The 19,637-nt window shown below is 72.5% G+C and carries 16 protein-coding genes; 12 read left to right on the plus strand and 4 right to left on the minus strand.

Translation table 11 applies throughout. The features are described 5' to 3' along the window. Nucleotides 1-99 precede the first annotated feature (99 nt). Nucleotides 100-594, plus strand: a complete 495-nt coding sequence (locus AB0J72_RS32705; RefSeq protein WP_363405323.1) for a GyrI-like domain-containing protein — start codon at nucleotides 100-102, stop codon at nucleotides 592-594. Nucleotides 595-1,073: 479 nt separating this feature from the next. Here AB0J72_RS32705 and AB0J72_RS32710 read toward each other — a convergent pair whose 3' ends face one another. The 4 genes from AB0J72_RS32710 to AB0J72_RS32725 are packed head-to-tail and all read right to left on the minus strand — an operon-like array spanning nucleotide 1,074 to nucleotide 5,284. Continuing rightward, nucleotides 1,074-1,886, minus strand: a complete 813-nt coding sequence (locus AB0J72_RS32710; RefSeq protein WP_354903176.1) for an SDR family oxidoreductase — start codon at nucleotides 1,884-1,886, stop codon at nucleotides 1,074-1,076. Beyond that, a complete protein-coding gene (locus AB0J72_RS32715; RefSeq protein WP_360572809.1) occupies nucleotides 1,883-2,725 on the minus strand; it encodes an amidohydrolase family protein in 843 nt (280 codons plus the stop codon). The genes AB0J72_RS32710 and AB0J72_RS32715 overlap by 4 nt, the downstream gene beginning before the upstream one ends. Next, on the minus strand, nucleotides 2,722-3,909 hold the full coding sequence (locus AB0J72_RS32720; protein WP_354903172.1) for a mandelate racemase/muconate lactonizing enzyme family protein: 1,188 nt from the start codon (nucleotides 3,907-3,909) through the stop codon (nucleotides 2,722-2,724). The genes AB0J72_RS32715 and AB0J72_RS32720 overlap by 4 nt, the downstream gene beginning before the upstream one ends. A gap of 4 nt (nucleotides 3,910-3,913) precedes the next feature. Then, nucleotides 3,914-5,284, minus strand: a complete 1,371-nt coding sequence (locus AB0J72_RS32725) for an aspartate aminotransferase family protein (protein WP_363405325.1) — start codon at nucleotides 5,282-5,284, stop codon at nucleotides 3,914-3,916. 222 nt (nucleotides 5,285-5,506) lie between these two features. On the opposite strand from AB0J72_RS32725, the gene AB0J72_RS32730 reads away from it, so the two are divergent. The 11 genes from AB0J72_RS32730 to AB0J72_RS32780 all read left to right on the plus strand — a co-directional run bounded on the left by AB0J72_RS32730 (nucleotide 5,507) and on the right by AB0J72_RS32780 (nucleotide 19,248). Then, nucleotides 5,507-6,319, plus strand: coding sequence for an IclR family transcriptional regulator (locus tag AB0J72_RS32730; RefSeq protein ID WP_354758087.1), 813 nt, complete (start codon nucleotides 5,507-5,509; stop codon nucleotides 6,317-6,319). Nucleotides 6,320-6,550: 231 nt separating this feature from the next. Next, nucleotides 6,551-8,650: a hypothetical protein gene (locus AB0J72_RS32735; RefSeq protein WP_363405328.1), complete on the plus strand. Its 2,100-nt coding sequence runs from the start codon at nucleotides 6,551-6,553 to the stop codon at nucleotides 8,648-8,650. A gap of 19 nt (nucleotides 8,651-8,669) precedes the next feature. Continuing rightward, complete coding sequence (locus tag AB0J72_RS32740) at nucleotides 8,670-10,856, plus strand: hypothetical protein (RefSeq protein WP_363405330.1); 2,187 nt, start codon at nucleotides 8,670-8,672, stop codon at nucleotides 10,854-10,856. A 26-nt stretch (nucleotides 10,857-10,882) separates the two neighbouring features. Continuing rightward, the gene (locus AB0J72_RS32745) at nucleotides 10,883-12,136 is read left to right on the plus strand and encodes a Gfo/Idh/MocA family oxidoreductase (RefSeq protein WP_363405332.1); all 1,254 of its coding nucleotides are present in this window, start codon (nucleotides 10,883-10,885) and stop codon (nucleotides 12,134-12,136) included. 26 nt (nucleotides 12,137-12,162) lie between these two features. After that, on the plus strand, nucleotides 12,163-13,410 hold the full coding sequence (locus AB0J72_RS32750; protein WP_363405334.1) for a sugar ABC transporter substrate-binding protein: 1,248 nt from the start codon (nucleotides 12,163-12,165) through the stop codon (nucleotides 13,408-13,410). Between the two features lie 69 nt (nucleotides 13,411-13,479). Next, nucleotides 13,480-14,400 (plus strand): sugar ABC transporter permease, encoded by a 921-nt coding sequence (locus AB0J72_RS32755; protein ID WP_363405336.1) that lies wholly within the window; start codon nucleotides 13,480-13,482, stop codon nucleotides 14,398-14,400. Further along, nucleotides 14,397-15,269, plus strand: coding sequence for a carbohydrate ABC transporter permease (locus tag AB0J72_RS32760; RefSeq protein WP_354903160.1), 873 nt, complete (start codon nucleotides 14,397-14,399; stop codon nucleotides 15,267-15,269). Before AB0J72_RS32755 ends, AB0J72_RS32760 begins: the two co-directional genes overlap by 4 nt. A 5-nt stretch (nucleotides 15,270-15,274) precedes the next feature. Beyond that, a complete protein-coding gene (locus AB0J72_RS32765; protein WP_363405338.1) occupies nucleotides 15,275-16,297 on the plus strand; it encodes an NAD-dependent epimerase/dehydratase family protein in 1,023 nt (340 codons plus the stop codon). Between the two features lie 2 nt (nucleotides 16,298-16,299). After that, nucleotides 16,300-17,307, plus strand: coding sequence for a hypothetical protein (locus tag AB0J72_RS32770; RefSeq protein WP_360568377.1), 1,008 nt, complete (start codon nucleotides 16,300-16,302; stop codon nucleotides 17,305-17,307). Then, on the plus strand, nucleotides 17,291-18,304 hold the full coding sequence (locus AB0J72_RS32775; protein WP_363405340.1) for a hydroxyacid dehydrogenase: 1,014 nt from the start codon (nucleotides 17,291-17,293) through the stop codon (nucleotides 18,302-18,304). Before AB0J72_RS32770 ends, AB0J72_RS32775 begins: the two co-directional genes overlap by 17 nt. A gap of 2 nt (nucleotides 18,305-18,306) precedes the next feature. Then, on the plus strand, nucleotides 18,307-19,248 hold the full coding sequence (locus AB0J72_RS32780; RefSeq protein WP_363405342.1) for a GNAT family N-acetyltransferase: 942 nt from the start codon (nucleotides 18,307-18,309) through the stop codon (nucleotides 19,246-19,248). Nucleotides 19,249-19,637 lie beyond the last annotated feature (389 nt).

Consider the following 19,637-nt stretch of genomic DNA (forward strand, 5'->3'; position numbering starts at 1 on the left):
TCCGGGCGGTCCACGGCGTCGGCCCCGATGGTGCGACGCGACGGAGGCACCGTCGCACCATCAGCTCAGGTTCCGCCTGACTGTCGAAGGGAGCGACACATGGACACCCGCATCGTCGACCATCCCGCGTTCCGGCTCGTGGGGCACGCCGCCCGCGTCCCGCTGATCCACCATGGCGTCAACCCGCACATCCAGCGGCATGTCGCCGCACTGCCAGCGGAGGAGCACCTGCGCTTGAAGGTACTCGGCAACACTGACCCGAGCGGCCTGCTCGCGGTCAGCGACGACCTCCACCCCGACCTCGACGACGGCAGCGAGCTGACCTACCTGCACGGGGTCGCCGTGTCCCCGGATACGCCGATCCCCGGCGGCCTCGACTTCATTGAGGTCCCGGCCGGCATATGGGTGGTCATCCGCACCGCCGGGCCGTATCCACAGACCCTGCAGAAGACCTGGGCCGCGGCCGCAGCCGAGTGGTTCCCTTCCAACCCATGGCGTCTACGGCCAGGCCCGGAGATCGTCGCAGCACTCAAGCCTACGAACGACTTCAGCACCTCGACCTGTGAGCTCTGGCTGCCCATCGAACCGGCGTGACGACCCGGCGAGCAGGTGGTCGAAGATGCCGTGTTCGAACGAGTCGAACACGGTGATCGCCAAGAAGCAGGCGCCGAGCGGGTTGGGTGGGTCGGGTTTCTCGCGGGCGTCCGCCCACTCGGCGATCGTGTGCCCGGCGCCCCACTCGAACCGGGCTACCTCTCCCGGTCGCAGGAGGCGCTCTCTCCTCGCGGAGCTCTCCACGAACTGGGCCTCGTCATCGAGCCGCACCCGTGCGGTGGTCGCGCCTTCGTTGATCAGTACACCCCCGGTCTGGAACCACAGCAGCCCGTTGCGCTCTCCGTTCCGTGCGAAGATCTGCGCCGGCGAGGCCGCTTCGGCCTGCGCCACAACACGATCGTCAAGCAGCCGCAGTACGTTCCCATAGGGCTTCCGATCGCGCGTCGCATCGACAGTGGAGTGACGTGGCTGCTGTGCGGGGTGAGGATGAGCCGTGGGGGTGGTTGGCGCGGCCGGGGTCAGAGCGTGTTGCGGTACGGCGGCATGAACCGCAGGCGGGGCATCTGGTCGGCGAGCACGCCGCCGTCGACGACGAGATGGGTGCCGGTGATGTACCGGCCGGCGTCGGAGGCCAGCAGGAGCAGCGCGCCGACGCAGTCCTCCGGGCGCCCGTAGCCGCCGCGGAGCGGGATCCGCTCGGCCCACGCCGCCTCGAAGGCCGCGCGGTCGAACGGGAACTCGCCGTCGATCGGGGTGGCGATCATGCCGGGCGCGATCGTGTTCACGGTGATCCCATGCGGGCCCAGCTCGGCGGCGAGCGAGCGGGTGAGTAGCTCGACGGCGCCCTTCGAGGCGTTGTAGTGGGCCAGCCCGGCCTCGGCGACAAGGCCGTTCTTCGAGGAGATGTTCACGATCCGGCCGGAGACCCCGTCGGCGATCATGTGCTCGGCGACGCGCTGCGCGAGGAAGAACACGGCCTCGACGTTGACCCGCATGACCGCCCGCCAGCCGGCGACGGTGATCTCGTTGAAGTGCTCCAGCGCGGCCACCCCGGCGTTGTTGACCAGGATGTGCAGCGGGCCGTGGGCGCGGCGCAGCTCGTCGGCCCAGGGCGCGATCGCCTCGGTGTCGGCCAGGTCGAATGCGTGCGGGTGGCAGGCCCGGCCAGCGGCGGTGACGGCAGCGACGGTCGGTCCGAGATCCGCGCCGGGGCGGTCGACCGCGATGACGTCGGCCCCGGCGCCGGCCAGACCGGCGGCGAACGCGGCGCCGAGGCCCCGGGCGGCGCCGGTCACCAGGGCGGTCCGGCCGGTCAGGTCAAACGCGGTCACGACAGCCCCAGCAGGTCCAGCGACGGGCGGTGGATCAGCCGTTCGATCTGCTCGGGGTCGAGCGGGTCGAGCCCCGGGATGCCGGGGACTCGGCCGACCGCGCGCAGCCCCTCGACTGAGGCGTCGACGGTGGTGAACGGGTAGTCGCTGCCGAACAGCAGCTTGTCCCACACGCCGTAGTCCTGGACCAGCCGGAGGCTGTGCCAGAGCTGGAACGGCCGGTAGTGCAGCGCGGACACGTCGGCGTAGACGTGCGGGTGCTTGCGGATGACCGCGATGCACTCCCCTTCGTAGGGGTGGCCGAGGTGGGCGAGGACCATGCGCAGCTCGGGATGGCGGATCGCGACCTCGTCGAGGTGTACCGGCAGCGCGTACCGCAGCGGCGCCGCGGACACGAAGGTGGTCCCGGTGTGCACGAGCAGCGGCAGCCCGTGCCGGGCCGCATAGGCGTACAGGTCGTCGTAGGCGGGGTCGGCGGGGTCGAACCCGGCGTACATCGGCATGAGCTTGATCCCGCGCAGCCCGAGGTCGGCGTGGCCGTGCTCCAGCTCGTCGCGCCAGCCGGGCTGGGTCGGGTCGAGGGCGAGGTAGCCGATGAGCCGGTCGGGCCGGGCGGCGACGTAGGCGGCGACGGCCGCGTCGTCGACCCACAGCCCGGATCGGCGGGCCTTGCCGCCGACGACGATCGTGCGGGTGTCGGGCGGCGCGGTGGCGGCGTACTCCGCCCAGCGCACGGTCAGGTCCACGTGACCGCCGTGGGCCCGGGAGGCCTCGGCGGCGAACGGGTCGCCGACGTGCTCCGGGCAGTCGAACAGGTGCGAGTGCACGTCGACGATCATCGGCGGTCCCGCTTCTCCCAGCCCTCGGCGAACATGTTCCAGAAGCCGTGGCTCGGCGGGTGCTCGGCGAAGACCTCGTCGTCGAGCTCGATGCCGAGTCCGGGCGCGGTCGGCAGCTCGATGTGCCCGCCGGTCATCGGCAGCGCGCCGCGCACCGCGTCGAACACGTAGTCCTCCAGCATGCCGTCGAACGTCTCCAGGATCTTGAAGTTTGGCATCCCGAGGACGGCGTGCACGGACGCGGTGGTGCACAGCGGCGAGTTGGAGTTGTGCGGCGCGACGACCATCGCGTGCTGGTCGGCGATCGCGGCGAGCTTGCGGACCTCGGTGAAGCCGCCGGCCATCGACAGGTCCGGCTGGATGATGTCGACCGCCTCGGTGGCGAACAGCCGCGCGTACTCGTAGCGGTTGTGGAAGTGCTCGCCGCCGGAGATCGGCATCGTCGCCCGGGCCCGCAGCTCGGCGTAGCGCTCGATGTGGGTCCACGGCAGCGGCTCCTCGAACCAGCCGAGGTCGAACGGCGCCAGCTCGTGAACGAGCCGCACGGCGGTGTGCATGGCGAAGCGGGCGTGTCCCTCGACGAACAGCTCCACGTCGGGGCCGACCGCCTCGCGGACCGCGGCGACGATCGCCACCGACCTGTGCAGCTCCGTGCGGGACAGCTCGCCGAGCCCGGCGCCGAACGGGTCGAACTTGAGGGCGGTGTAGCCGCGGGCCACGGTGGCGACGGCCCGTTCGGCGAAGGCGGCGGGCTCGCGGTCGCCGGTGTACCAGCCGTTGGCGTAGACCCGGACCCGGTTGCGGCAGGCCCCGCCGGTCAGCCGGTAGGCCGGGACGCCGAGTGCTTTGCCCATCAGGTCGTACAGCGCCTGGTCGACGCCGGAGAGCACGATCCCGCCGACGTCACCGCCGCGCAGGAAGTCGCCCTGGTACAGCCGCAGCCAGATCTCCTCGACGTCGAACGGGTCGGCGCCGATGAGATGGCGGGCGGCCATCGCCTCGGCGAGCTGGCAGGTCTCGCGTCCCCGGTACGGATGGGTGATCTCGCCGACGCCGCTGAGCCCGGCGTCGGTGTGCACGCGCACGTAGGAGAAGTCGCGCCAGGCGGTGCCGAGGCTGAGCGTCTCGACGCGGGTGATCCGGCCGGCCGGCCCGACCGGGCGGGTGGTGTCGACGGTCAGCATCGGCTCACCCGTTCCCCACGGCGCCACCCATGGTGGCGGTGCCGGCCAGCTCGGTGACGCCGCCCGCGGCGAGCGTGTCGCGGACCGCCGACCGGGTGGCCTCCAGGAGGTGGTCGACGTCGGCGTCGGTGTGCGCGTAGGAGACGTGGTTGCGCTTGAGGTTGAGCGGCAGCTCGAAGACGCCGTGCTCGGGCATCCGGCGCCGGTAGCCGATGAACATGCCCGCATCGTTGCGCAACAGGTCGTCGTATGTGCGGGGAACCGGCCCATCCATGAAGTAGCTGACAAAGACCGACCCGTGGCCGGTGACGACGGCGGGCACCCCGAGGTCGGCGAAGACCTCGGCGAGGCCGGCGCGGATCCGCTCGCCGAGCCGGTACACGTGGTCGTGGACCGGCTCGGTGCGGAGCTTGCCGAGGGTGGCGAGCGCGGCGGCGACCACGGCCGGGTGGCCGTTGTAGGTGCCGGCAAAGAACGCCGGCGCGCCGGGGCGGGTGCTGAACAGGTCCATCAGGTCGGCCCGGCCGCCCAGCGCGCCGATCGGGTAGCCGTTGCCGAGGGCCTTGCCGAGCGTGGTCAGGTCTGGGGTGACGCCGCTGATGCGCTGCCAGCCGCCGAGGTCGTGCCGGAAGCCGGTGATCACCTCGTCGAAGACGAGGACGCTGCCGGCGCGTGTGCACTCGTCGCGCAGCGCCTGCAGGAACTCCGGATCGGGCAGCAGGCAGCCGACGTTGTGCGGCACCGGCTCGACGATGACCGCGGCGATCTGCTCGCCGTGCTCGGCGAAGGCCGCGCGCACGGCCGGCGCGTCGTTGAAGCGCAGCACGAGGGTGGCGTCGAGGACCTCGGGCAGGATGCCGGTCGAGATCGGGTCCTGCACGCCGACCCGGTCGGGAGCGGAGATGACGTTGAGGCTGACCGCGTCGTGCCAGCCGTGGTAGCAGCCCTGGAACTTCACCACGAGGCGCCGGCCGGTGGCGGCGCGGGCGACCCGCAGCGCGTGGAACGTCGCCTCGCTGCCGGTGCTGGTCAGCAGCACCTGCTCGATGCTGGGCACCAGCTCGGCGAGGGTCTCGGCGAGCTGGACCTCGCCGTCGGTGACGGCCACGCCGCACAGGTCGAGGCGCCGGCCGGCCTCGGTGACGGCGGCGTTGACGTCAGGGTCGTTGTGGCCGAGCAGGGGCGGCCCGAAGGCCGCGTGATAGTCGGTGTACTCGCGACCGTCGGTGTCCCAGAAACGTGCACCCGCGGCCCGGGCGATCACCAGCTCGGTGAGCCCGGGGATGCTGCGCTGCCCGCTGTTGACGCCGCCGGGGATGACCCGGCGGGCGCGCTCGGCGAGCGTGGTGCCGGATGGGACCGATCGTGGCTTCACACCTAACTCCTCATCGGTGCGGTGCCATGGCCCAGCCCGGTCATGGCGCCGCGATGTCTTCCGCCGCACGAGAATTTCTGAACGCTGTTCGGTACTGCCAAACAGTGTTCAGCATCCTAAGCACGCCTGATCGACGGGGTCAACACGACGGGGGGCGCGGTTTTCGAACAGCTTTGTTACGCTGTTCGGCCTGGGCGAACAGCAGCGCGCGAAATGAGGACCATGAGCACCGACGAATCCGACAACGCCAGATACCTGGTCCGCAGCGTCAGCCGCGCGGCCGAGGTGCTGGAGGCGCTCTCCGCCGCCGCCCCCGGTCGCGGGCTGAGCGTGACCGAGGTGGCCCAGGCCTGCGGCCTGTCCAAGAGCACCGTCTTCGCCACCCTCTACACGCTGGGCCAGCACGGGCTGGCGGCGGCCGACGGAGAGGGGCTGAACCGGCGCTACCGGCTCGGCATGGCCCTTGCCCGGCTCGGCGTGCGGGCCCAGGAGCAGCTCTCGCTGCGCGACATCGCCCGCCCGGTGTTGAGCACCCTGACCGTGCAGACCGGGCTCAGCTCCCGGCTCGCCGTGCCCGAGGGCGCCCACGCGGTCGTCATCGACCAGGTCAGCAACGGCGAGCGGATCCAGCTCGACCTGCGGATGGGCACCCGCGAGCTGCCGCACTGCACCGGCCTGGGCAAGGCGCTGCTGGCCGAGATGAGCCCCGCGCAGGTCGCCGAGCTCATCGGCCGGGTCGGGCTGCCGAAACGCACCGACCACACGATCACCGACCTCGACTCGCTCCAGGCGCACCTGGACGAGGTCCGCACCGCCGGCTACGCCCTGGACGACGAGGAGGACGCCGACGGCGTGTTCTGCATCGGCAGCGCGCTGCGCGACCACACCGGCGGCTGCTGCGGCGCGATCAGCGTGACCGGCCTCAAGCTCGGCCTGCCCACCTGGCGCTACCAGGAGGTGGGCCGGCAGGTGCGGCAGGCCGCCGACGAGATCTCGGCCCGCCTCGGCCACGCCGATCACCGCGACAACGCTTGACACCGAGTTCACGGGCTGTTTAAAGTCCCGCCAACGTCACGACCAAGGTCGTGACCCTCTCGGGCGAACTAGCTGACTCCCGACGCGCCGCAGCCCCGGTGCCGGGACGTTCCGGTCAGCAGCTCCGCCGCCTGCGCGCCTCGCGCGTTTGCCCGACCTTCACCCCCAAAGAACCGCACCGCTGTGCGGCGGCGTCGCCGCACAGCTGGACCGCGAAGGTTGAGGCTTTCCATGGGTCAACCCGGCTCGCCCCCACCCGACCACGTCACGCCCGAGGACCGGATCCTCGCGGTGGACACGGTCGCCGCCCTCAACGCCATCCACCCGGCCCTGCTGACCGCCCGCACCATGGTCCGTGTCGCCGGCTACCGCACTCCCGGCGACGGCGGCGGCACGCTGCTGCGCTGGGACCCGGCCAGCACGGCCGCCGGCAACGGCGGCACCGTCCACAATCCCTACCGCCGCCCGGCCGGCCGCTGGCTGGCCGTGCACGCGGGCGTCGGCGACTTCCGGATGTTCGGCGTCTTCGGCCGCGACACGCCGGCCGACGACGCCCTCGACGCCATGGTCGGCGATCCTTCGATCCAGCGCGTCGAGGCCCACACTGACCTGCGATTCGTCAAGCGGCACACGTTCGGCCGCAGCGACATCGAGCTCGACTTCGGCGGCCACACCGTGCACACGGACGGCATCGAGCGCAACACCCACGACAACCCGTTCGGCGCGGTGCTGTACTTCCGCGGCACGCCGACCGGTGACCCCGTCGTCCACACGCTCACCGAGACCGTGCCGGAGCTGTCCGACGTGTTCCAGGTGCCCGACGCGAAGCAGTTCGCGGTCGGCCAGTGGTGGACCGCGACCAGCAACCCGCTCACCGGCGCCGACGAGCGCGAGCTGCAGAAGATGGTGCAGGTCACCCAGATCGTCGACGCCACCCACATCCGGGTCGGCTACCTCAACGGCTGGCAGCTCGACCCCGGGCGCACGGTCACCTGGCAGCGGGTCGAGCCGGTCCGCCGGGCGCACGTGCGCAACATGGTCTTCCTCGGGTTCGTCGCGTTCACCGGCGAGTACCCGGGATCCGGCCCGGACGACCGGGAGTACAGCGGCTCCCACCCGGTCGCCTACGAGTACGCGGTGCGCTGCGACGTGTCCGGCATCCACGCCACCGGCACGTGGTGGCCGGTCATCATGCGCCGCTGGTGCACCCACTTCACCACCGCGGGCTGCACCCTGAAGAACCCGCCGACGGTCATGTATGGCGGGGCCGGCTACCTCACGCAGCAGATCTACTGCCTGTACGGCCATGTCGTCGACTGCCGCAGCTCCAACGCCCGGCACCTCAACGACCTCACCGCCTCGGCGTACTGCACCGTGGAGAACTGCCACGGCGACGGCGACGACGCCGGCGGCAACCCGTTCACCACCCATGGCCAGTACGAGCACGACCTCGTCTTCACCGGCAACTCCGGCCTCATGGACATCGCCAACAGCGGCGGGCAGTGGGGCATCAGCGCCAAGCGGATCACGATCCGCCGGCACGTCTGCTCCTGGTTCGTCGCCGGCACCAAGATCACCGACCTGACCCTGGAGGACGTGCGGGTCATCGCCCGCTCCACGTTCGATCCGGCCGGGACGCTCCAGGTCAACGCCGACGGCATCCAGATGCGCGGCTGCTCGGCCCGGACGCTGAGCATCGCGCAGCGCTCGGCCCGATCCCGCCGGCCCAACATCATCGCCGACTGCGAGTTCGACCAGCCCGCCGGCACCGTCGTCCACCAGACGCCGGTCAGCAACCCGGTGCACTTCGTCCGGACCACGTTCCGCGGCCTGGACGGCGCGATCCTGCGCGGCGCCGGCCCGGTGCACTTCACCGACTGCGTGCTGACCGGCTCGCCCGGCGCGGCGCCGCTGCTGATCGGCGCCGCCGAGGTCGTCGTGCACGGCGGGACCCTGACCGACACCGGCATCGAGCTGTCGGCCGTGCGGGACCAGCGCCTGGTCGTCGGCGGCGGCGCGACCGTCACCGGCACCAACGCCCGCGGCGCGCTGCTGACGCGGGCCGCCGGCACCGGGCAGGTTCGCATCGAGCTCGGCGACTACCGCAGCACCGCCACGGGCGCGGCCACCGCGCACGTCCGCGTCGACACCGGCGTCAACCGGTACCGGGCCGTCGGCGCCCGCTTCTCCGGCGGCCGCCTCGTGCTCGCCGCGGCGGGCTTCGGCGGTACCTCCACGCTGCTGCACACCGGATGCGTCGAGGACGGGGTCGGCCGCGAGCTGCCCGCCGACTCCGCCCGGATCGTCACCACCGACAACCTCACCGTCTGACCGGCAGGAGACCCTTCCGATGGATCGCTCCGAATCGACGACCCGCCGCGCGCTGCTGCGCGCCTCCGGGCTCGGCGGCCTGGCCCTCGCCGGCACCGCCCTCGCGCTCTCCCCAGCCTCGGCGGCCCACGCCACCCCCTACTCGCCGGGCGACGACGCCGACCGGCTCAGCCCGATGCGCGACGCCGTCTTCCACGTCGGCTCCGTCGCGGCGCTGCTCGCTCTGCAGTACCGCGCCCTCGTCCCCGGCCAGCTCGTGCACGTCGACGGCCACCTCGCGGCCGGTGACGGCGGCGCCCGTCTGATGCGCTGGGACCCGGCGAGCAGCGCGCCGGCCAACGGCGGCACCGTGCTCGACCCGCAGCGCGACCGGCCCGGCCCGGGCCGCTGGCTGCAGGTCCACGACGGCGTCGTCGAGTTCCGGCACTTCGGCGTCTTCGACGCGAAGAGACCGGCCGACGCCGCGCTCGACGCGATGGTCGGCGACCCGTCGATCCACCGCATCGAGGCGCACACGGACCTGCACTTCGTGAAGCGCCACCGGTTCACCCGCAGCGACCTGGTGCTCGACTTCGGCGGGCACACCATGTCGACCGACGGGATCGAGGACGCCGGCCGCGACGACCCGTTCGCCGCCGTACTGTTCTTCCGCGGCACGGTCACCGACCAGGTCCACACCCACACCCTCACCGAGGCCGTGCTGGAGGGCTGGGACTCGTTCCAGGTCGGCGACTCCGCCGCGTTCGCGGTCGGTCAGTGGTACGCGGTCGAGGTCAACAAGCTCGCCGGCGCCTGGGAACGCGAGCTGCAGAAGCTCGTGCAGGTCACCCAGATCATCGACGGCACACACATCCGCATCGGCTACAAGAACGGCTGGGAGCTCGCCGCCGGCCGGACGCTGACCTGGACGCGGGTCGAGCCGGTCAGCCGGGTCCACGTGCGCAACCTGGTCTTCACCGGCAACGGCGGCGACCAGTACACCGGCTCGCACCCGATCGCCTACGAGTACGCCGTGCACTGCGACGTCGCCGACGTCGACGCCACCGGCTCGTTCTGGCCGGTCATCATGCGCCGCTGGTGCACCCACTTCCACACCGCCCGGTGCACGCTGAAGAACCCGACCTCGGTCACCTGGGGCGGCGCCGGCTACCTCACCCAGCAGATCTACTGCCTGTACGGGCACGTCGAGGACTGCCGCACGTCCAACGCCCGGCACCTCAACGACTGGACCGCCTCCGCCTACGGCTACGTCACCAACTGCCACGGCGACGGCGACGACCAGGGCCCGTTCGTCACCCACGGCCAGTACGAACACGACCTCGTCTACACCGGCAACTCCGGGCTGATGACGTTCGCCAACTCCGGCGCCGCGTGGGGCTCGGCGGCCAAGCGGATCACCGTGCGCAAGCACGTCTGCTCGTGGTTCGTGGCCCGGGTGAAGATCACCGACCTGACCCTCGAGGACGTCCAGGTGATCCGCAAGGCCGGCCTCGCCGGCTCCGGCATGCTGTGGGTCAACGCCGACGGCGTCCAGCTGCGCGGCTGCTCGGCCGACGACACGCTGATCATCTCGCAGCAGTCGAGCCGCTCCGGGCGGCCGAACGTCATCGAGGGCTGCGCGTTCCGGCTCGCCACCCCCGGCACGGAGGTGGTGCAGGCCGGCGTCACCGCTCCGGTGCACCTGGTGCGCACGAGCATCACCGGCCTCGACGGGCACGCGTTCAACGGGCCGGGACCGCTGTACCTGACCGGCACGACGCTGACCGGTGCCGCCACCGCCGCCCCGATCGCCGTCAAGGCGGCCGACGTCCGCGTCGAGGGCGGCACGCTCACCGACACCGGGATCCGGCTCGCCGGCGCCGCCGACCAGCGCATCACCGTCGGCGGCGGCGCGGTGCTCAGCGGTACCAACGCGGCCAAGGCCTTCCTGTCCCGCGCCGCGGCGACCGGCGCCGTCACCTGGGACCTCGGCGCCTACGTGAGCACCGCCGCCGACGGCGACACCGCCCACGTCACCGTCGAGTCCGGCCGCAACCGGTACTCGGCCGTCGGCGCCCTGTTCACCCGTGGCCGGCTGCGGCTGGCCGACGCGGGCTTCGGCGACGGCTCCTCCCTGCTGCACACCGCGTGCGTCGAGGAGGGCGTCGCCCGGTCGCTGCCGCCGGCCGGGCCGCGGGTCCGCGACACGGGCAACCTCAGCGTCTGACCACTGACCGGCAAGGAGAAGACGACGTGGAGCAGCAGGTGACGGTGGCGCTGGTGGGCGCCGGGAACCGGGGCCAGACGTACGCGCGCTGGGTGGCCGACCACCCGCAGCGGGCGCGGCTGGTCGCGGTCGCCGACCCGCGCCCGCACCAGCGCGGCCTCGTCGTGGCCGACAACCCCGGCGCCGCCCAGTTCACCGACTGGGAGGAGCTGCTCGGCGCCGGGGTCGAGGCCGACGCGGTGATGATCGCGACCCAGGACCGGATGCACGTGGCGCCGGCCGTGGCGTTCGCGCGGGCCGGTCACCACCTGCTGGTGGAGAAGCCGCTCGCGCCGACCGAAGCGGAGTGCCGCGAGATCGTCGACGCGGTCCGCGCCACCGGCGTGCTGTTCGCGGTCTGCCACGTGCTGCGGTACACCCCCTACACCGACCTGGTGAAGCGGGTCGTCGACGGCGGTGTGCTCGGCGAGATCGTCAGCGTCCAGCACCTGGAGCCGGTCGGCTGGTGGCACTACGCCCACTCGTACGTGCGGGGACCGTGGCGGCGGGAGGACCTCGCGGCGCCGATGCTGCTGGCGAAGTCCAGCCACGACCTCGACTGGATCAGCTACGTCACCGGCCGGCGCATCGCGCAGGTCGCCAGCTTCGGCGGCCTGCGCCACTTCCGGCCCGACCAGCGCCCGGCCGGGGCCACTGAGCGGTGCCTCGACTGCCCGGTCGAGGCCGACTGCCCCTACTCGGCGCCGAAGCTGTACCTGCCGCGGCTGCGCGAACGGGGTGCGGTGTGGCCGGTCAGCGTCGTCACCGACGGCACCGACGAGGCCGCGCTCCTCGACGCGCTGCGGACCGGGCCGTACGGGCGCTGCGTGTACAGCGGCGACAACGACGTCGTCGACCACCAGGTCGTGGCCATGGAGCTGACCGGCGGCGTCACCGCCACGTTCACCATGACCGCGTTCACCGAGCAGACCCACCGCCAGACCCAGCTGTTCGGCACCCACGGCATGCTCTCCGGCGACGGCGAGCGGGTGCGGGTGCACGACTTCCGCACCGACCGGATCGAGGTCCTGGAGACCGGCCCGGTCGGCGGGTCCACCGCCGCCGACGACCACGGCGGCGGCGACAGCGGGCTGATGGACGCCTTCATCCGCGCCGTCGCCACCGGCGACGGCGGCCACATCCGGTCCGGACTGGACCAGTCGCTCGCCAGTCACCTCGCGGTCTTCGCCGCCGAGGCGGCCCGGCACACCGGCACGGTCGTGACCGTGCCCGCGCAGTGAACCAATACACACGAGAGGAACTACTGATGCGAGTTCGCAGGTTCGCGCCGGTCGCGGTCGCCGCGCTGGTGGCCGGGCTGCTCGCCGCGTGCGGCGGCGGGTCCGGCGACAGCGGCGGCGGGTCCGACGAGAAGGCGTCGGTCACGATGTGGATCTACCCGGTCATCCCCGACCAGGCGGCCCACACCGCCTTCTGGAACGAGCAGGTCACCGCGTTCAAGACCAGCCACCCGAACATCGACGTGAAGGTCGAGATCTTCCCGTGGGCGAAGCGGGAGGAGTCCCTGACCACCGCGATCGCCGGCGGCAAGGGTCCCGACGTCGTCTACCTGATCCCCGACCAGCTCGGCAAGTTCAACAAGATGATCGAGCCACTGGACAGCTACCTGCCGGCCGACGCCAAGGCCGACTACCTCGACAACGTCAAGGCCGCCGTCACCCTCGACGGCAAGATGCTCGGCGCGCCGATCCTGACCAGCAGCAACCCGCTGATGTGCAACGCCAAGGTGTTCGCCGAGGCCGGCATCACCGCCTACCCGCAGACCTGGGACGACCTGCTCGCCCTGGCCCCGCAGTTCAAGGCCAAGGGCTTCGACGTCACCAACTACTACGCCGACCCGGCCGCCACCCTGAACCAGTCGTTCTACCCGCTGCTGTGGCAGGCCGGCGGCGACGTGTTCAGCAAGGACGGCAAGAAGGTCGCGTTCGACGGCCCGGAGGGCGTCAAGGCCCTGACCTTCCTCAAGCAGCTCGCCGACGGCGGCTACGTGCAGAAGGACCTGCTCACCAGCATCCCGGCCTTCGAGCAGACCAACGTCGCCAAGAACAAGGTCGCCTGCACCTGGCAGCACGTGCCGGCCGACGTCAAGACGTTCTGGGGCGCGGACAACATCAAGATCTTCCCGCCGCTGAAGGACGCCAAGAGCGTCGGCTACGGCACCGTCGGCAGCCTCGCCATGCTCAAGGGCAGCTCGACGAAGAAGGCCGCCGGCGAGTGGATCACGTTCGCCAGCCAGCCGTCGGTCACCTCGGCCTACGAGACGAAGAGCGGCTACTTCCCGGCGAAGAAGTCGGCCGGCACGCTCTACGCGTCGGACCCGATCAACAGCGCGATGGAGAAGACCCTCGCCAGCACCACGGTCGGCGCGCTGAACGAGAAGAGCCGCGAGGTGATGGGCGTGCTCGCGCCCGAAATCCAGGCGGCGCTGATCGGCAAGAAGACCCCCGAGCAGGCGCTCGCCGACGCGGCCAAGGCCGCGAACGCGCTGCTCTGACCCTCCGGTCCGGCCTGCCGCGGCACCCTCGCGGCGGGCCGGCTCCCTTGTTCACGGAAAGGACGGCGGATGGCCGAAACAGCACAGGTGGCCGAAATAGCACAGGTGCCGGCGCGGCGGACCCGGCGGGTGGTGGCCCGGCGCGAGGCCCGGTGGGGCCTGCTCTTCGTCCTTCCCGCGTTCCTGCTGTTCCTCGTGTTCCGGTTCGGCCCGGCGATCGCGGGGCTGGTGCTCGGCTTCATGGAGTACTCCATCGGCGCCGACGCCGAATGGACCGGGCTGGACAACGCCCGCCGCCTCGCCGAGGACCCGGTCTTCTGGCAGGCGCTGCGGGTCACCGTCGTCTACACCCTGCTGTACGTGCCGGTGACCGTCGCCGTCTCGGTCGGGCTGGCCCTGCTGGTCCGGCGCGGCTTCCGCGGCGTCGGCTTCTTCCGCTCGGTGTTCTTCCTGCCGGTCGTCACCAGCCTCGTGCTCGTGGCCACGATCTTCGCGTGGGTCTTCTCCAGCGACGGTCCGTGGTCGCGGATCCTCGGCTGGTTCGGGCTGCCCGACGACTCGTGGCTCGCCTCCACCACCCTGGTCCTGCCGGCGCTCGCCCTCGTCGGCGTCTGGTCGCACTTCGGCTACGGCATGCTCATCGTCCTGGCCCGCCTGCAGGACCTGCCGCGCGAGCAGGAGGAGGCGGCGCTCACCGACGGGGCCGGGCCGTGGCAGCGGTTCCGCTGGATCGTCCTGCCGCAGCTGCGGCCGGTGCTGTTCTTCCTGCTGGTGATCGAGACGACCGCCTCGTTCCAGGTCTTCGACCTCGTCTACGCGATGACCGGCGGCGGCCCGGCCCGGGCCAGCTACACACTCGTCATGGCCCTGTACGACCAGGGCTTCAAGTACTTCGACCTCGGCTACGCGAGTGCCATCGGCGTCGCGTTGTTCGTGCTCACGCTCTTCGTCGCGCTGATCCAGCGGCTGGCCCTCGGGAGGGACAAGTGACCGTCACGACCGCGCCCCGTCGACCCCGTCGGCCCCGCGCCTACCGCGCCCTGCAGCCCGGCCCGGCCGGCAAGGTGCTGCGCACCGTGCTGCTGGCCGTGGCCAGCGTCGTCACGCTGTTCCCCTTCTACGCGATGGTGGTCCTGAGCCTCAAACCGGCGGCGGCCGTCGAGTTCCCGGGCAGCCTGCTGCCGTGGCCGATCGACACCGGCGCCTACGGCAAGGTCCTGGAGGCCCAGAGCATCCTGCGCTGGCTGCTGAACACCGCGATCTACTCGGTCGTCAGCGTCGTGCTGGTGCTGCTGCTCGCCGCGATGGCCGGCTACGCGTTCGCGAAGAAACGCTTCCCCGGCCGGGAGACGATGTTCTGGTCCTTCCTGGCGATGGTGATGGTGCCGTACCACGTGACGCTCATCCCGACGTTCATCCTCATCGCGAAGGCCGGCGGCGTCGACACCTATTGGGGCCTGATCCTGCCCACCCTCGCCAACGCCCAGGCCGTGTTCCTGATGCGCCAGTTCATCCAGGGCCTGCCGGATGAGCTGTTCGAGGCGGCCCGCATCGACGGTGCGTCGGAGTGGCGGATGTTCACCCGGATCGTGCTGCCGTTGTGCAAGCCGATCCTCGCCACGCTGGGCGTGTTCGTCTTCCTGTGGCACTGGAACGACCTGCTCTGGCCGCTGATCATCGGGCAGAGCGGGGACATGCGCACGCTCACCGTCGGCATCGCCTCGCTCCAGCAGGAACAGGTGCCGCTCAACGTCATGCTCGCCGGCTCGGTGATCGCGTTCGTGCCCATCTTCGCCGCCTACCTCGTCGGCCAGCGGTACTTCACCGAGGGCGTCACGATGTCCGGAATCAAAGGATGAGACCCGTGTTCAGCAGCGAAACCGAACTGGAGGACCGGCTCGCCCGGCCGTCGCCGGCGCTCGTCGCCGACCTCGCCGAGGGCGCCGGCGACCTCGTCGTCCTCGGCGCCGGCGGCAAGATGGGCCCGTCGCTGTGCCGCCTGGCCCGCCGCGGCCTCGACGCGGCCGGGCGCACCGGCGACCGGGTGTACGCCGTGTCGCGCTGGTCCGACGAGAAGGCCGCCGCGGCGCTGGCCGCCGACGGCGTCGAGCCGGTGCCGTTCGACCTGCTCGGCGACCGCGACCTGCGGGAGCTGCCCGACGCCAGTGACGTGGTGTTCATGGTCGGCGCGAAGTTCGGCACCTCGGCCGCCCCCTACCTGGCCTGGGTCGTCAACGCGGTGCTGCCTGCCGCCGTCGCCCGCCGCTACGCCGGCGCCCGGATCGCGGCGTTCTCCACCGGCAACGTCTACCCGCTCGTGCCGGTCGCCTCCGGCGGCTGCGTCGAGGACGACCCGACCGGCCCGGTCGGCGACTACGCGATGAGCTGCCTCGGCCGGGAGCAGGTGTTCGCCCACGCCGCCGCCACGAGGGGCACCCCGGTGACGGTCCTGCGGCTCAACTACGCGGTCGACCTGCGCTACGGGGTGCTCGCCGACGTCGGCCAGGCCGTCCTCGCCGGCACGCCGATCGACGTCACCACCGGCCACGTCAACGTGGTGTGGCAGGGCTACGCCAACGAGGTCGCCCTGCGCTCCTTGCACCACGCCAGCACCGGCGTGTTCACCCTCAACCTGACCGGCCCGGAGACCGCCCCGGTGCGCCGCCTCGCCGCCAGGTTCGGCGAACGGCTCGGCCGGCCGGTGACCATCACCGGCACCGAGGCCCCCGCCGCGCTGCTCAACGACGCCACCCGCTGCCACGCACTGTTCGGCTATCCGGACGTGCCGCTCGGCACCCTCGTCGACTGGCAGGCGGACTGGCTCGCCGCCGGCCTGCCCACCTCGGGCAAGCCGACCAAGTTCGCCGTCCGCGACGGGAGGTTCTGACCGTGGGCCTTGATCTGCTCCGGTCGGGCACCGTCATCCCGGCGCACCCCCTCGCCCTCACCGCTGGCCGGGCCCTCGACGAGCGGCGGCAGCGCGCGCTCACCCGCTACTACCTGGCCGCGGGCGCGGGCGGCGTCGCCGTCGGCGTGCACACCACCCAGTTCGAGATCCGCCAGGCCGGGCTGCTCGCACCGGTGCTGGCGCTCGCCGCCGAGGTGGTCGACGCCGAGGCAGGCCGTCCGGTGGTGAAGATCGCCGGGGCGTGCGGCGACACGGCACAGGCGGTCGCCGAGGCCGAGCTCGCCGCCGGCCTCGGCTACGACGCCGTGCTGCTGTCGCCGGTCGTGCCGGGCGCCGACGAGGCCGCCCTGCTGGAGCGCGCCCGGGCGGTGGGCACGGTACTGCCGGTGGTCGGCTTCTACCTCCAGCCCGCCATCGGCGGCCCGCGCCTGTCCACGGCGTTCTGGCGGGCGTTCGCCGACCTGCCGTCGGTCGTGGCGGTCAAGCTCGCGCCGTTCGACCGGTACCGCACCCTGGAAGCCGTCCGCGGCATCGTGTCCGCCGACCGGGGCGAAGAGGTCGCCCTCTACACCGGCAACGACGACCACATCGTCGGCGACCTGCTCGGCCGGTTCGCCGGGCGGCGCTTCGCCGGCGGCCTGCTCGGCCAGTGGGCTGTCTGGACCCGCGCCGCGGTGGCCATGTTCGACCGGGTCCGCGCGGCCCGCGACGGCGACGCCGTCACGCTCGCCGAGCTGACGGATCGCGCGGCGGCGGTCACGGACGCCAACGCCGCCGTGTTCGACGCCGCCAACGCCTTCCGCGGCTGCATCGCCGGCGTCCACGAGGTGCTGCGCCGGCAGGGGCTGCTCGCCGGCGTGTGGTGCCTCGACCCGGACGAGGGGCTCTCCGCCGGCCAGGCCGAGGAGCTGACCCGGGTCGCGGCCGCCTACCCGTGGCTGACGGACGACGACTTCGTCGAGGAGCACCGCGATGCCTGGCTCCGGTGACGCGCCACGGCTGCCGGTGACCGTCGTGTCGGTGCCGCCCGCCCTGCGCGACCAGTTCTTCCCGGCCGAGGTCGGCGCCCGGCTGGCCGAGGTCGCCGACTGCGTCCTGGTGGACGACCACGCCGCGGCGGCGCAGTGGCTACCCCGCGCCGAGGTGCTCGTCACCGCGTGGGGCTTCCCGCGGCTGGACGCCGGCCTGCTCGACCTGGCCCCGCGGCTGCGGCTCGTCGCCCACACCGGCGCGTCGGTCAAGCCGTTCGTCACCGACGGGGTGTTCGACCGGGGCATCGCCGTCACGCAGGCGGGACAGGGCATGGCCCGGTCGGTCGCGGAGGTCGCGCTGGCCTTCACGCTGGCGCTGCTGCACCGGCTGCCCCGCTTCGACCACGCCCTGCACGCGGGCGCCGCGTGGGACGCCGCCGAGCAGGCGCCGCCGCGTGACGAGATCCTCGGCTGCCCGGTCGGTGTCGTCGCCGCGTCGCGGACCGGCCGCGCCTACGTCTCGCTGGTGCGCGCCCTGGGCGCCGAGGTGACGCTGGCCGACCCGACCCTCTCCGCGTCTGAAGCGGCCGCGCTCGGTGTGCGGCTGGCCGGGCTCGACGAGGTGCTCGCCGGCAGCCGGATCGTCGCGCTGCACGCGCCGGTCCTGCCGGAGACCCGGCACCTGCTCGGCGCCCGCGAGCTGGCGCTCCTGCCCGACGGCGCCGGCCTGGTGAACACGGCCCGCTCCTGGTTGGTCGACGAGGCGGCGCTGGTCGCCGAGCTGTCCACCGGCCGCATCGACGCGGCCCTGGACGTCTTCGACGACGAGCCACTGCCCTCCGGGCACCCGCTGCGGGCGCTGCCGAACGTGCTGCTCACCCCGCACCAGGCCGCCGGCACGGTGCAGGGGCGGCGCCGTCAGGGCGCGATCGTGGTGGAGGAGATCGCCCGGTACGCCGCGGGGCGGCCGCTCGCCCACGCGGTGACCCGGCAGCTGCTCACCCGCATGGGCTGACCGTGCACCGCCCGGCCATCCCCGCCGACGAGCCGTCGCTGCGCGCCCTGTGGTCGACGGCCTTTCCCGACACGGACGTCTTCCCGCTGTGGGCCGGCGACCCGGGGCGCTTCCCCCGCACGTTCGTCGCGGTGGACGCGGCGACGGTTCTGGCCGCCGTCTACTACCTTCCTCGTCGGCTGCGCGCCGCCGACGGCGCTGTGCACCTGGTCGGCGGGATCGCGAACGTGGCGACCCTCCCCGCGGCCCGCGGCCGCGGCCACGCCCGCCGCCTGCTCGACCTGGCTTTGGCCGCGATGACGGCGGACGGCTGTTCCTGGTCGCTGCTGTTCACCGGTACCCCGGACGTCTACCGCGGCAGCGGCTTCGAACCGTTCACGCTGCGCTACCCGACCGGCACACCGGCCCCGGCCGGTCGCACCGCCGAAGCGGCCTCACCGTCCTCCGGCTGGACGATCGGTCCCGGCTCGCTGGCCGAATGGAGCAGGCTTGCCGCAGCCCACCGGGCGTTCAACGCCCACCGCTCACTCACCACCGTCCGGACCGCCGACGACTGGAACCGCCGGGTGCCCGTCTGGTACGCGCCGCCGGCCGAGGTGCTCGTCGCCCACCGGCGCGGCCGCCTCGGCGGGTACGTGGTCCTGCGCCGCACGGCCGGCGAGGTACAAGTCCTGGAGGCTGCGTGCCGGCCGGGCCGGGAGGACGCCCTCGGCGCCCTGTTCGCCGCCGTCGCCGAGGACGCCCGCGCGGCGGGCGTGCAGCGCTGCACGGCCCGGCTGCCCGCCGACCCTGCGGTCGACGCGGCGCTGCCCCGGCTGCTGCGCGACCCGGTGACCGAGACCGACACCACTGGGATGCTCCGGCCCCTCCACGCCGCCCCGGAGCTGCTCGCCGCGATGACCGCCGCGCCGGGGGCGTTCCACTGGCCCGGTGACTACCTGTGACGTTCGGGCACCGGCGGAATCGCCCGCGGTCGCCGGGTAGTGCGGCGGAACAAGCGCAGCCTCACCTTTGTCCCGATGGTCGACGGCTAATACTCCAGCCCGGGTTCGTCATCTAGGTACGGGCATCGATGACTTGGTGGCGTCGGTAGTGGCTGAGTTTGGCTCGGGCTTGGTGGCGGCGTCGCCGGCTGTTCGCGGGCCGGTGCCTGGATGGCGATCCAGGCCCAGTCGTAGTCGCGTTCGCCTCTCGCGCCGGCGCCGGCGGACAGCCGCTGCCGTGCTCGGGTCGGCAGGAGATCGGCGACGACGGTGTCGGCGCGGACGTCGCCGGCGGTGGCGAGGATGACGTGGCGGCTACCTGGGCTGGCTGGCGAGGCGCTACTACCCCA

This window comes from Dactylosporangium sp. NPDC049742 (genome assembly GCF_040674675.1).
In the GTDB taxonomy this organism is placed as follows: Bacteria; Actinomycetota; Actinomycetes; order Mycobacteriales; family Micromonosporaceae; genus Dactylosporangium; species Dactylosporangium maewongense.